This is a genomic window from Staphylococcus haemolyticus, assembly GCF_006094395.1.
Lineage (GTDB): Bacteria > Bacillota > Bacilli > Staphylococcales > Staphylococcaceae > Staphylococcus > Staphylococcus haemolyticus.
In genome coordinates, this window is the sequence record NZ_CP035291.1 from 2,371,313 (window position 1) to 2,384,734 (window position 13,422).

Consider the following 13,422-nt stretch of genomic DNA (forward strand, 5'->3'; position numbering starts at 1 on the left):
TTTAGTCATCAGTCCAATTTATTATAGAGCCTAAAAAAGACAAGTACTCAATATGTTATAAATTGAGTACTTGTCTTTTTTATATTTATTAGTCTTGGATTTTAATTATAATGGCGGAGGAAGAGGGATTCGAACCCCCGCGGCCCGTTAAGGCCCTGTCGGTTTTCAAGACCGATCCCTTCAGCCGGACTTGGGTATTCCTCCAATGAACACAATAAATATCATATACCACGGTTCATCGGAAGTCAATTACTTTTAAGTTTAAAATGTAAAATTATCCATTTTATTTTCATTACTATCTTATTTTTAAAGTAACTTACACGAATACCTTTTGTTTCAAGAATTTATCGACAGATTGAGCAACAGCACGTCCTTCTTTAATCGCCCAAACTACAAGACTTTGACCTCTTCTCGCATCCCCAGCGGCAAATATTTTTTCTTTATTAGTGCGATAATCTTTATCGTTGGCGATGATTTTATTTTGTTGGGTAGCAATATCAAAAGATCTTGGTACTGTAGGTTCGGTACCTTCGAAGCCTATCGATAAAAGAACAAGATCTGCTGGCCAATGTCTTTCAGTACCATCTACGACAACCATTCCTTCTGGTGTTTCCTCTAAGATTTGTGTATATACACCACGAACATTACCAATATGATCAACATCATATCGCATAGTTTGAACACCATAAGCGCGAGGCTCTCTACCAAAACGTGCTTCATATTCTTTATGAGCATAATCCATTTTGAAAACAGGTAATGCAAGTGGCCACGACGTATTACTTTCAAACGCAATTTCTTCAGGTGCTTTTGTATATTTGTTAAATTGGACAATTGACTTACAATTTTCACGTAAGGCAGTAGCAACACAATCCGCGCCAGTATCACCAGCACCTATGATGATTACATTTTTTCCTTTAGCCGTAATAGTTGGTTCGTCAATTTCACCATTTAGTAATTGAGTCTGCTCGGTTAAATAATCCATAGCAAAGTGAATACCTTGACCCATACGTCCTTCTAATGGCAGGTCACGTGCTTTTTGAGCTCCTGTACATAAGATAATAGCGTCATATGTCTGTTCTAATTCTTCGCGTGAGATATCCACACCAATGTTGGTATTCGTTTTAAATGTAATACCTGCTTCTGTCATCAGTGTAATACGGCGACGTACAACATCCTTATCTAATTTCATATTGGGAATTCCATACATTAATAAACCACCCGCTTCTGCGGCTCTTTCAAACACCGTCACTTGATAACCCATGTAATTGAGCTCTTCAGCTGCAGAGAGGCCTGCAGGACCACTCCCAACAATCGCTACAGATTGTTCTAACCGTTGCTTAGGATATTTAGGTTTAACCCAACCATTATCATATGCTTCATCAATAATCGTGCGTTCTATCCCTTTAATTGCGACTGATTCACGATTAATCTTCATGACACAAGATTGTTCGCAAGGTGCAGGACAAACACGTCCTGTAAATTCAGGAAAATTATTTGTTTCACTTAAACGTTGATATGCAGCTTTGAAATCCTGGCGATAAACCAAATCATTCCACTCAGGAACGTAATTACCAATAGGGCAACCAATGGTTTCTCTACCGAAAGGAAGACCTGTTTGACAGAATGGTGTCCCACAATCCATACATCGTGCGCCTTGAACAGATGCTTCATCACGTGAAAAGCGTTGTTGAAACGCATCGTGATTTTTCAGACGTTCAACTAAAGACAGTTCAGATAATGATTGCTTTTCATATTTCATAAATCCTTTAAACTCACCCATAACAGACCTCTCCTTTCTTTAATAAATAACTGCTGGCTGTAATTCTTGTTCAATTGTCGTGCGTTCATCATAGAATGCTGCCAGTTTAGCATCATCAAGTTGTGGCAAATGACGACTTTGTAATTCAATTTTTTGCATCATTAGTTCATAATCTTTTGGAATCACTTTAATAACTTTGTCTGCCACATGTTCAAAATCATTTAAAATTGACGCTGCTTTTGTACTTTGTGTATAACGATAATGTTCCTCTAACATTGTTTTAAGTAACGCTTTCTCCTCTTTGTGTGTCACTCTCTCAAAAGCTAGGGTTGGTAATTGGTTTTTACGTTTGAATAATTCGAGATTACTTGGAAATACGTAACAAACGCCTCCGCTCATACCTTGACCGAAGTTCTTACCTACATCTCCTAAATTGACTACATGTCCTCCAGTCATATATTCCAAACCATGATCACCGATACCTTCTACTACTACATCAACACCACTGTTTCTAATACAAAAACGTTCGCCAGCACTACCATTAATAAAGGCTTTACCTTTTGAAGCACCATAGAAACATACATTCCCAGCAATAATTTCACGTTCGCGTTGTTTATTTGGTGCCTTAATCACAACAGTACCACCTGATAACCCTTTACCAACGTAATCATTTGCATCACCTGTATGTTGGACTAACAATCCTGATGGTGCGAATGCCGCTAAACTTTGTCCAGCATGACCATGTGTTTTAGCTACAATTGTCCCCTCTGGTAACCCTTTAATACCGTGACACTGAGTAATGTAACTTCCTGTGATAACACCTACATCTCGTTGTTCATTATTAATCACATAATTCCCTTTAAATAATTTTCCATCCTCAATACTTTGTTTAGCATCTTTATATAGATAATTTAAATCGAAACCTATATCTAAATGATGATTTTGATTAATTTCTTTTGAGTTAGGGCCATCATCTGAATCCAATAACTTCTCAATGTCTAGTGTTGCTGCTTTTGATTGTTCATCAATTCGACTTGAGCGTTGTAACAAGTCGGTACGTCCAACCAATTCTTCAACTGTTCTTATTCCTAAGGATGCTAAGACCTCTCTTAACTCTTCAGCTATGAAATGCATAAAGTTAACAACGTGGTCAGCCTTACCTCTAAATAACGCTCTTAAATCTTTGTTCTGAGTCGCGATACCTACTGGACATGTATCGTTATGACAAACGCGCATCATGATGCACCCTAAAACAACTAATGGTGCAGTCGCGAATCCAAATTCTTCGGCACCTAGTGCACATGCTAGCGCAACATCTCTACCTGTCATCAACTTTCCATCTGTTTCTAAACGAACACGACTACGTAAATGATTTAATTTCAATGTTTGATGCGTTTCAGCTAAACCAAGTTCCCAAGGTAACCCGGCGTGTTGAATACTCGTCTTAGGCGATGCGCCTGTACCACCGTCATATCCACTCACGACGATTTTATCTGCAAATGCTTTAGCAACACCAGATGCAATGGTTCCAATACCTGTTTTCGAAACTAATTTAACTGCTACATCAGCACTTCTGTTTGCATTCTTTAAGTCATGAATAAGTTGTCCTAAGTCTTCAATTGAATAAATATCATGATGAGGTGGAGGTGAAATCAATCCGATACCTGGCGTTGAACCTCGTGTTTCAGCAATCCAAGGATATACTTTTGTGCCCGGTAACTGTCCTCCTTCTCCCGGCTTAGCACCTTGAGCAACTTTAATTTGTAATTCTTTTGCATGTTGTAAATAATTACTAGTCACACCAAAACGGCCTGAAGCCACTTGCTTGATAGCACTTGATAACACAGTACCGTCTTCTTGTATTTCATAACGTTTAGGATTTTCTCCACCTTCGCCACTATTACTTTTACCACCAATTTTATTCATAGCTTGTGCTAATGTTTGATGTGCTTCTTCAGAAATAGAACCATAACTCATTGCACCCGTATTAAACCGTTTAACAATGCTTTCTACTGACTCAACCTCACTAATATGAATCGACTGCTGTGCTTTGAATTCTAATAAATCGCGTAGATGATCATTTCTTTGCTCATGAATAGCATTCGAAAAAGTTTTAAACTGTGTATAATCATTCTCACGACATGCATGTTGTAACAAATGAATTGTTGTAGGATTAAACACATGATGTTGACCTTGTTGTCGCCATTGGAAGACACTTCCTGAATCTAGGTACTCATTATGTCTTTGTTGACGCATTTTATTTTCAGTATCAATTTGTTGAATGCTTAGCCCTGATAACTTAGACTGTGTTCCAGTGAAATAGTCATCAATGACTTCTTGAGATAGACCAACCGCTTCAAAGATTTGAGCACCTTGATAACTTTGAACAGTAGAGATACCCATCTTCGCCATTACTTTAATAACACCCTCTGATAGCACACGTGTATAAGTTTCAACGTTATCGGAAACGGTGCCTTCTAAACGATGTGTTTCAGTTAAATGTGCAATGGTATGTTGAGCTAAATATGGAATAACAGCATTTGCACCATAACCTAATAAACACGCTACATGATGAACTTCACGTGTTTCTCCAGATAATGCCACTAAACTAGTATCCATACGTAGACCTTCTCTGATTAATAACTGATGAATATGACTGATAGCTAATAGTATTGGCATAGCGTAGCGTTGTTCTTTCAATTTACTTTCATCATCATTATCAATAAGTTCACTATCATCAAGAACTAATATAGTATGACCATCTCGAGTAGCTTGTATCGCCGCTTCACCCAGTCTTTCCAATGCCTCTTTAAGGTTATCTTGATATAGTGTAGATAAGTGTTTCACGTTAAACTTACTCTGTTTTATCTTATCTAATTGAGTTAAAGTCAAGACAGGCTTTGCTAATTGAATACGATCTAATACTGTTTCATCAGGATGGAACAAATTCCCCTCTCCACCTAAGTAAGATAATTCACTTGTTACTATCTTTTCGCGATAAGCATCAATAGGTGGGTTAGTTACCTGTGCAAATAATTGTTTAAAGTAATTAAATAAAGATTCTGGTCTTTCATTTAATACTGCGAGTGGCGCATCATAGCCCATAGCACCAATTGGATCTTTCTTACCTTTTACTAATTCAGCCATATATTTATAGATATCTTCTTTCGTATATCCAAATTGACGCTGTAATTCAAATAATGTCTCACTATTTAATAAAGGTTGGTGATAGGTTTGTCCTTCTAAGTTTAGGTCCACTTTGTGGTTATCCAACCATTCTTTGTAAGGATATTGATTGGCAATTCGAGCTTTTAATTCATTATTTTCAACCACTTTATGAGAGTCAAAATCTACGAGTAGCAACTTCCCAGGATTGAGCTGCCCTTTATAAGCAACATTGACTTCAGGTACATCTACTACACCTACTTCAGATGAAAAAACAATAAAATTATCTTTTGTAATTGTGTAACGACCTGGTCGTAATCCATTTCGGTCAGTTAAGGCACCAATTTTATCTCCGTTACAGAATGAAATCATTGTTGGTCCATCCCATGGTTCCATTAAATAGCTATAAAACTCATAGAACGCACGAACATTGTCGTCATTTTCTTTGTTGTATAACCATGGTTCAGGAATAAGCAACATCGCTGCTTCTTCAGGTTCCATTGCCAACGATAAAAATTCCAACGCGTTATCTACAATCGCTGAATCACTTCCATCTTCATCAACAATGTTTTGAATTTTAGTATGTTCTTCGCCAAATAATGTTTGAATTAATTGTCTTTGACGCGCTCTCATCCAATTCACATTACCTTTAATCGTATTAATTTCACCATTGTGCATTAATAATCGGTTTGGATGCGCACGCTTCCAACTCGGGAACGTATTCGTACTAAATCTTGAATGAACAAGTCCTAGTTTAGATTGATAGTCTTCGTGATTTAAATCTAGATATAGTTTCTTAATTTGATCTGAACGTAACCAACCTTTATAAACAATTGTCTTATGCGATAAACTTGTGAAATAAAGCCCTAAATCTTGTCGTTCTGCATATTGCTCTATTTGCTTTCTCGCTATATACAATGGTTTAGCGGGTGTTTCAATTAATCTAATATCAATAAACACTTGTTGAATGTGTGGCATCGTAGACGCAACATGAGGTGCCACTGCATTAACATCGACAGGCACATCACGATAGCCAATTACCTTTAAACCTTCACTTTGAAAGTAGTCATTGAATTGCGTTTCATGTTTCGTACCTTGAATCTTTTCATTAGAGAAAAAAAGACCTACCGCATAGTCTCCCTCGTTAGGTAAGTCTAAATTGACATGTGCTTTAAAAAATTGAAATGGTATTTCGGTCATAATACCTGCACCATCACCTGTTATACCATCTGCGCCAACTCCACCACGATGATCAAGACGGCGTAACATTTCAAGTGATTTTTCGATGATATCGTGTGACCTTAAATTATTCATGTTTGCGTAAAACCCAATACCGCATGCATCATGTTCCTCACGGTAATCGTATAATCCTCTTTTTAATCTTTCATCAAACATGATGCCCACTCCTTTTGAGAATTTTCAGAAAATTTACTGTTAATAATAATTAATATAATGTAAAATATTTATCTGAACAATATATTAATTAGATGACTTTATTCTAATAATTAGAACAGTTAATAATAATAGGTAAATTTGAAAAGTTGGAAGGGGCATGTATATGGAAATTAAACAATTAAAATATTTTGTAGAAGTAGCACGTAGAGAACACATCTCTGAAGCAGCACTTGAGTTGAACATAGCCCAATCTGCAATAAGTCGGCAAATTACATTATTAGAACAAGAATTGCAAGTAACGTTATTCAATAGACAAGGGAGAAATATTCATTTAACCTCACATGGTAAAGCTTTACTCAATCAAGCTACTCAAATTTTAGAGCAATTAGATGAAACGATAGCGTTATTTCAACAAACAAATCATAAAAATGCACACGTTCTGAATATTGGTTTTGAGGAAAGCTATATCTCTCAAATGATTACTGCGATCATCCAAGCATTTGAACGACAATATGATAGCATCATCGTTCCTCATATTATGTCATCATCTGATATTTCCGAGGCACTTTATAATGGCAAAATAGACATTGGCCTAGTTGAAATTAACGCCGAACTTCAGAAGAATACTAATCTATCATTAAAACCATTATTTGAGGAAACATATCATATTTATGTACCTAAAGATGACGTCATTGCTTTATCGATTAATCCTCCGCTAACACAATTTGCCAAAACACAACTATTCACTTTAAAACCTTTGGCATCGACAATTGAAAGTCGTTTACAGCACACTTTAAAGCTGCCAGTTAATATAGTTGGTTCTAAATCTTTAGCGAATTATTTACTTAAACATCAACGTGGTTATGTTATCTTGCCAGATTATTTATCTTTAGATAATGATCAAGATGAATTATGTGATATTTCGTTAGGCCATACAGAATTAAAACGATCATTTTGCGTCGTCTTTAAAAAGGATAATAAAAAGGTTGATATACTTAATTTATCGAATTTAATACATCAACTTTTAAGCAAAGTATCTACATACCACTAATGTTATAAAGAGGTATTCGATAATTAAATGGATACTATTTGAATAATGACGCTGAGGGGCGTATAATCACTCTGACTTAATTAAGGATAGAATTTGATTTATAAATGAGGGTTAAACTAATGAATGCACAAAAACGCAACAATTCTAGTCATCGCTTGATGAATCGCATCATAGTTCTAATTGGTGTACTTATTATCGGTGCTTTTATCTTTACGTTTTTCAATGCTAGTTTCTACAATACACCTATCGGTAAAGTTACTCATGTAGAAACAAGTAACGCTCAAAAGGTTGTTGATGAGCAACATAATACAGATTTTAAATACAAACAGCATTTAACAATAAAGATATTAAATGGAAAATTTAAAGGTGAATCAACTACGATAGACAATACATATGTTAAATCTCAAGCAGATTCAGAGCACTTTAGCAAAAATAACAAGGTGCTAATGCATATTCAAAATAGTCCTAAAGATGCAACTATCTTAGAGAAAAAACGCGATAGCTTAACTGTAGCAATCGCAGGTATATTCATTATGTCTCTCTTACTAGTAGGACGTAATGTAGGCTTACAATCTATTCTGTCACTAATCTTTAACACTGGTGCTATCTTGATAGCTATTGCAATTCATGATAAACATCCATCTACTAATCTATTCATTTTGATGAGTGTGGCAATCATTTTCTCCACCATTGTCACGTTATTGCTCGTCACTGGTTGGCACATGCGCACTTGGATTACAACAGTCGGTACGTTATTAGGCACATTTTTATGTATTGGTATCACTCAAATTATTATTCAGTTCACCAATGGTGCTGGTATTAAATATGAAACAATGAGTTTTTTAACGCTGCCACCTAAAGATATATTTTTAGCTTCTGTACTTATAGGATCATTAGGTGCAGTGATGGATGTTGCTATTACAATATCAAGCGGTATGTATGAAATATTACAACGTACGCCTAACATTTCTTTATCACGTTGGGCTTTAGCAGGTCGTAATATAGGACAGGATATTATGGGTACAATGACGAACATTTTACTTTTCTCTTACTTATCAGGAAGTCTACCGATGTTCTTGATTTATTTAAAAAATGCTAACACATTTACGTATACGATTTCGATGAACTGGTCTTTAGAAATTGCTCGTGCTTTAACTGGTGGTATTGGTATCGTTCTAACGATTCCAATTACAATTAGTTTGATGGTTATGTGGATGAAATGGAAGGGTGTGACAAGATGAATGCAGTCGTCCTACTAGCACTAATTTTATTAATTTTAATGCTCATTTTTGGCGGTAAAAAAGGCTTAATCTCATACTTAACATTATTTTTAAATTTTATTATCTTGCTAATTAGTATTGTGTTCATCTTATTTGGAACACCTATTTACCTAGTTTCACTAGTTTTTTGCATTGTCATTGCCGCATGTAACTTATTTATTTTAAATAGTTATAACATTAAGACCAAAGCAGCTTTTATTGCTACAATAATTACTACCATTCTCTTAATAGTTGGTATTTATCTATCAATAAGTATCGGTCACTTACAAGGCTTTACTACGGAACAACAAGACGAAACATATATTTTTTCAATGAATATCGGTATTGATATGGTTCAATTCTCAGTATTTACAGTCATTTTAGCAGTAATTGCAGCAGTCATCGACTTAACCATAACTATAAGTTCTCCAATGTATGAACTTAATGAAACTAACCCCACCCTTTCACGTAAGGCATTGTTCCAATCAGGCATGCGTGTAGGTAGAGAAATTCTAGCAACTTCTGCCAATACGATATATTTAGCTTATTTTGGTGGTCAATTGACATTATTCTTTTGGTTTTTCCAATTACATTATTCTTTCGGACATATCATCAACTCAAAAATATTTGCCCAAGAATTTATTTCAATCTTACTAGGTGGAATTGCCGTAGCGATTAGTATCCCGATTACGGCATGGATTACAGCTTTATTAATTAAACACCCTAAATTTAATCAAAAGCATTCTGAAATTTCTTCGCAATCTACGGATTAAAATTTAAAAAACTAACTTATAAAAATATAATAACCGGGACACAGTTCTCTCAAAAATAGCCAGTAAATGAGTCTTGATAAATTCATTCACTGGCTTGTTTATTTATAAGCATCTATATTTTAAAATTCATAACGTAAACTGGTCGCCCTTCTAAAATTGCATCTCCAGTAATAGAATATTGGGCTCGCTTATATAATCCGATGGCTTTGTCGTTGTCAGTATTCACAGTTAATATTATTTCATTAATGTAAGGAAATGTTGAATTTATATAGCTTGGTAGTTGTTGAATCACTGCTTTTCCAAGACCTTGACCACGATATCGTGCATCCACACTAAATGAACGGAAAAATATAGCTTTATTATTGTCACTATATGGTTTAACACCCTGACCTTCATGTAAAGTAAAGAAGCCCACACATTGATTATCTCTCATAACAAGAGTCGGGTGACGCTCGTCGTCTCCTTTAGCTAAATCAATATTTTGGATAGGTGTCCGAGTGAATTTTCTATCTTCTGGTAATATTTCAAATACATCTAATAATGGTTTATCTTGATTTGAATATGGTCGAATTTCCATTATGCCCCTACTTTCTCTCTGAAAATGTTTCAATCCACTTTATAACAGCGGGTGCTATTAACGTTGTATCAGATTTATCGAACCAACGTATATCAGTAATTTCATTATCAATTTCAACGTTATTCCAGTCAATTTCTTGTTGAAGTTTAAATCCATTTAGTTCTGTTAGCATGTTCGTTTGCGGGTATGCATCGCCTATGACCGTTCCAATATATGTGAAATCCTCTTGTGGAAACTCTAATTGTAGTTCCTCTTTTACTTCCCTTTGTATCGCTTCTAATTGCGTTTCACCTTCATCAATTTTACCACCCGGGAAATAATACTTCTCTCTATTTCTTACTTGTACTAATAAGATTTGGTTCTCTGTTTCCTCCACTAAACAAACACACTTTATCATATGATCACACCTTTTTAACGAAATGTTTTGTACTTCAAAAATATATGTTATTTTAGTATGATGTTAACATATAATAATATACTAAATGATTATTTGATGACATTTAGATATTTCGGAGGGTATTATTCATGGCAAAAAAATCAAAATTAACGCGCGTTTCAAATTTAGTTAGTACAGCAGGCTTTATCGTAGATGGTTATAACGGTATTAAATTCGACGCGAAAAATAAAAATCTAGTTTATTTATCTTTAGGCCTAAGCACTGTAGGCACACTTTTAGATTTCGTAGTATCAATGAAATCTCCTTACAAATTCCGTAAGCTAACATCATTCGTATCATTCATTATTAATGTTACACGTTTAGCTTCAAGCTTTAGAAAAGTTAAAGAAGACTATAATTTCCAATAATATAAAAAAGCTAATCAAAAGAAGTAAAGTATACTTCCTTTTGATTAGCTTTTTTTGATAAATTAATGAATAAATTTATAATTGCGTACTTGATAAGCAGGGATTGTACGATATGTTAAAATACCTGGACTCGCACTAAAGTTCATTTCTGAAACTAAAATACTACCATTGCTATTAACACGTTCTACAAATGCTACATGACCATAATAACCGGCATCTGATTGTGCAATTGAACCTACTGTTGGGTTACCATCAATACGATACCCATCTCTAGCTGCAGCATTATCCCAGTTATTGGCATTCCACCAATAAGTACTAATACCTTTTCCAATAGCAGCACGACGATTAAACACATGCCATGTACATTGTCCCCAATCATATAAATTTCTATGATTAAATACTGGTGATGAATAATACGTTGATTGTGCTGAACGCGTTGAGTAAGTGTTTGAAGAAGCTGAACCACTAACTCTTAATTTTTGACCAGGATAAATAAAGAAATTATTTAATCCATTTAATCTCATAATATGTTGATATGTTGTACCATATCGGCTAGCAATAGATGACAGTGAATCCCCATAACGTACTGTATAAGTACTTGATGAACCACCACTATTTGAATTATAACTTGAGTGTGAATTTGAACTTACAGACCCAGATACTTTTAATTGTTGACCAGGGAAAATTAAAAAGCTATTTAAGCCATTTAAATTCATAATATGACGATATGTTGTACCATATCGACTAGCGATAGATGATAAACTATCCCCTGCTCTAACAGTATATGTACTACTTGAATTACCGTAATTTGAACGACTTGAATAATTAGAAGATCCTGAAACTTTTAATACTTGGTTTGGAAAAATAAGATTTGATGATAAGCCATTTAATGATTTTAATTTAGATACAGTGATACCATAATGGTGTGAAATAGACCATAAAGATTCACCACTTCGAACTGTGTGCGTTGTTGATGCTTCAGCTTGATGAGCAAATAATGTACTAAGTGCTCCTGTCCCTAATACTGCTGTTGCTAGAATTTTTTTATTCATACAAAGCGCCTCCTTAATCTTATGCTTGTTCATTCGGTTACTCACCACTTACTTCTAGTTGTACTAGACACTTATCTGTATTAAATCTTTATTACATACTTCTTTCTTTTATCCGTTCAAGTAGTGTACTTATACTAAATTAATACAATTTAGCATGATATTCCATTTCAATTTGATTACATATCTATGAATTTTTTGTACACTACTTTTAAATTTTAAATAATATGCATAGAAATATAATTTACTTTTCATAAGTGTATAACACATTCTCAACTATTGAGATTTAACTTTTATTAAAAATTAAGAGGGTGGAACAAAATTGATTGTCCCACCCCCATATGGCTGACTAGAGTTGAGAAAAGATATCTTCTATCCTCAGTCAGTTAATTCTAACTATAATGTAGAATTAAAATATTATTTTTGTCTTAACTCATTTGATTTAGTTCAAAGTATCAATGGCTTGTTTTAAATCTTCAACTAAATCATCTGTATCTTCAATACCGATTGATAAACGTACGAGTCCATCAGTGATACCTTCTTTAGCACGGACATCAGCAGGGATAGATGCATGTGTCATTAAAGCAGGTACTGAAATTAAACTTTCAACTGCACCTAAACTTTCAGCTAATGTGAAGTAGTTTGTTTCACGAATAAGTTGTTTTGCTGCTTCAGTATCCTTCACTTCAAAAGCAACCACGCCTGTATGACCACTTGCTTGAGCGACATGAATATCATGGTTTAAATGGTCTTTAATACTTGGATGGAATACTTGTTGAACTGACGGATGGTTTTGTAACATTTCAACAATTGCTTCAACATTACGATTAATTTGTTCCATACGTAATCCTAATGTTTTAATACCACGAACTAATAAATAACTATCTTGTGGTCCAAGAACACCACCTGTTGAATTTGAAATAAAGGCTAAGCGTTCTCCTAACTCGTCATCGGCAGTTGCAACCAAACCAGCTACTACATCACTATGACCGCCAATATATTTAGTAGCTGAATGTAATACAATATCAATACCGAAATCTAATGGATTTTGATAGTAAGGTGTCATAAATGTATTATCTACTACTGAAATTAAGTTATTTTCTTTTGCAATTTCTGCTGTACGTTTAATATCTGTTACACGCAATAATGGATTTGATGGTGTTTCTACATATAACATTTTAGTTTCTGGTTTAATATAGTCTTTGACATTTTCAATATGAGTTGTATCTACGAAATCAACATCGATGCCATAACGTGTAAATACTTTCGTTAGGGCACGATAAGTTCCACCATACACATCAGAATTTAAAATAAGATGATCACCTTTATCTAACAACATGATGACCGCACTGATAGCCGCCATACCTGAGCCAAAAGCAAAACCATGTTTACCATTTTCTAAATTAGCAATAACACTTTCAATCGCTGTACGTGTTGGGTTAGCTGTACGAGAGTACTCGTATCCTTGTCTTAAGTCACCAATCTCGTCTTGTAAATACGTACTTGTTTGGTAAATAGGTGTCGTAACTGCACCTGTAAAGTCATCTGTTGTATGTCCACCATGAATCATTTGTGTTTTTTTCTTCATCA

Annotated in this window: 10 protein-coding genes and 1 tRNA gene; 4 read left to right on the forward strand and 7 right to left on the reverse strand. The window is 34.7% G+C overall.

Annotated features, from left to right (window positions below):
- Positions 1-111 precede the first annotated feature (111 nt).
- The 3 genes from EQ029_RS11465 to gltB all read right to left on the reverse strand — a co-directional run bounded on the left by EQ029_RS11465 (position 112) and on the right by gltB (position 6,319).
- A tRNA-Ser gene (locus EQ029_RS11465) sits at positions 112-204 on the reverse strand.
- 112 nt (positions 205-316) lie between these two features.
- Positions 317-1,780, reverse strand: coding sequence for a glutamate synthase subunit beta (locus EQ029_RS11470; protein ID WP_016931209.1), 1,464 nt, complete (start codon positions 1,778-1,780; stop codon positions 317-319).
- A gap of 18 nt (positions 1,781-1,798) precedes the next feature.
- Positions 1,799-6,319 (reverse strand): glutamate synthase large subunit, encoded by a 4,521-nt coding sequence (gltB, locus tag EQ029_RS11475; RefSeq protein ID WP_046309772.1) that lies wholly within the window; start codon positions 6,317-6,319, stop codon positions 1,799-1,801.
- A 163-nt stretch (positions 6,320-6,482) separates the two neighbouring features.
- On the opposite strand from gltB, the gene gltC reads away from it, so the two are divergent.
- The 3 genes from gltC to EQ029_RS11490 all read left to right on the forward strand — a co-directional run bounded on the left by gltC (position 6,483) and on the right by EQ029_RS11490 (position 9,402).
- A complete protein-coding gene (gene gltC / locus EQ029_RS11480) occupies positions 6,483-7,370 on the forward strand; it encodes a glutamate biosynthesis transcriptional regulator GltC (RefSeq protein ID WP_029376673.1) in 888 nt (295 codons plus the stop codon).
- A 158-nt stretch (positions 7,371-7,528) separates the two neighbouring features.
- The gene (locus EQ029_RS11485) at positions 7,529-8,611 is read left to right on the forward strand and encodes a YibE/F family protein (RefSeq protein ID WP_172458794.1); all 1,083 of its coding nucleotides are present in this window, start codon (positions 7,529-7,531) and stop codon (positions 8,609-8,611) included.
- Entirely contained in the window at positions 8,608-9,402 is a 795-nt protein-coding gene (locus tag EQ029_RS11490) for a YibE/F family protein (protein WP_011276792.1), read from the forward strand. Before EQ029_RS11485 ends, EQ029_RS11490 begins: the two co-directional genes overlap by 4 nt.
- Before the next feature lie 112 nt (positions 9,403-9,514).
- On the opposite strand, the gene EQ029_RS11495 is transcribed toward EQ029_RS11490, so the two are convergent.
- Positions 9,515-9,979 carry a GNAT family N-acetyltransferase gene (locus EQ029_RS11495; protein WP_011276793.1) on the reverse strand — a complete coding sequence of 155 codons (465 nt, stop codon included), beginning with the start codon at positions 9,977-9,979 and terminating at the stop codon, positions 9,515-9,517.
- Positions 9,980-9,986: 7 nt separating this feature from the next.
- Positions 9,987-10,376, reverse strand: a complete 390-nt coding sequence (locus EQ029_RS11500) for an NUDIX hydrolase (protein ID WP_011276794.1) — start codon at positions 10,374-10,376, stop codon at positions 9,987-9,989.
- A gap of 128 nt (positions 10,377-10,504) precedes the next feature.
- On the opposite strand from EQ029_RS11500, the gene EQ029_RS11505 reads away from it, so the two are divergent.
- A complete protein-coding gene (locus tag EQ029_RS11505; protein WP_011276795.1) occupies positions 10,505-10,783 on the forward strand; it encodes a hypothetical protein in 279 nt (92 codons plus the stop codon).
- A gap of 62 nt (positions 10,784-10,845) precedes the next feature.
- Here EQ029_RS11505 and EQ029_RS11510 read toward each other — a convergent pair whose 3' ends face one another.
- Both EQ029_RS11510 and EQ029_RS11515 read right to left on the reverse strand, forming a co-directional pair.
- The gene (locus tag EQ029_RS11510; protein WP_011276796.1) at positions 10,846-11,835 is read right to left on the reverse strand and encodes a LysM peptidoglycan-binding domain-containing protein; all 990 of its coding nucleotides are present in this window, start codon (positions 11,833-11,835) and stop codon (positions 10,846-10,848) included.
- Between the two features lie 439 nt (positions 11,836-12,274).
- Positions 12,275-13,420 (reverse strand): bifunctional cystathionine gamma-lyase/homocysteine desulfhydrase, encoded by a 1,146-nt coding sequence (locus tag EQ029_RS11515; protein WP_011276797.1) that lies wholly within the window; start codon positions 13,418-13,420, stop codon positions 12,275-12,277.
- Positions 13,421-13,422: the final 2 nt, after the last annotated feature.

Excerpts from the sequence above, each read along its gene's own strand:
- EQ029_RS11470 (WP_016931209.1), bottom strand. The coding sequence starts at position 1,780 with ATGGGTGAGTTTAAAGGATTTATGAAATATGAAAAGCAATCATTATCT.
- gltB (WP_046309772.1), bottom strand. The coding sequence starts at position 6,319 with ATGTTTGATGAAAGATTAAAAAGAGGATTATACGATTACCGTGAGGAA.
- gltC (WP_029376673.1), top strand. The coding sequence starts at position 6,483 with ATGGAAATTAAACAATTAAAATATTTTGTAGAAGTAGCACGTAGAGAA.
- EQ029_RS11485 (WP_172458794.1), top strand. The coding sequence starts at position 7,529 with ATGAATCGCATCATAGTTCTAATTGGTGTACTTATTATCGGTGCTTTT.
- EQ029_RS11490 (WP_011276792.1), top strand. The coding sequence starts at position 8,608 with ATGAATGCAGTCGTCCTACTAGCACTAATTTTATTAATTTTAATGCTC.
- EQ029_RS11495 (WP_011276793.1), bottom strand. The coding sequence starts at position 9,979 with ATGGAAATTCGACCATATTCAAATCAAGATAAACCATTATTAGATGTA.
- EQ029_RS11500 (WP_011276794.1), bottom strand. The coding sequence starts at position 10,376 with ATGATAAAGTGTGTTTGTTTAGTGGAGGAAACAGAGAACCAAATCTTA.
- EQ029_RS11505 (WP_011276795.1), top strand. The coding sequence starts at position 10,505 with ATGGCAAAAAAATCAAAATTAACGCGCGTTTCAAATTTAGTTAGTACA.
- EQ029_RS11510 (WP_011276796.1), bottom strand. The coding sequence starts at position 11,835 with ATGAATAAAAAAATTCTAGCAACAGCAGTATTAGGGACAGGAGCACTT.
- EQ029_RS11515 (WP_011276797.1), bottom strand. The coding sequence starts at position 13,420 with ATGAAGAAAAAAACACAAATGATTCATGGTGGACATACAACAGATGAC.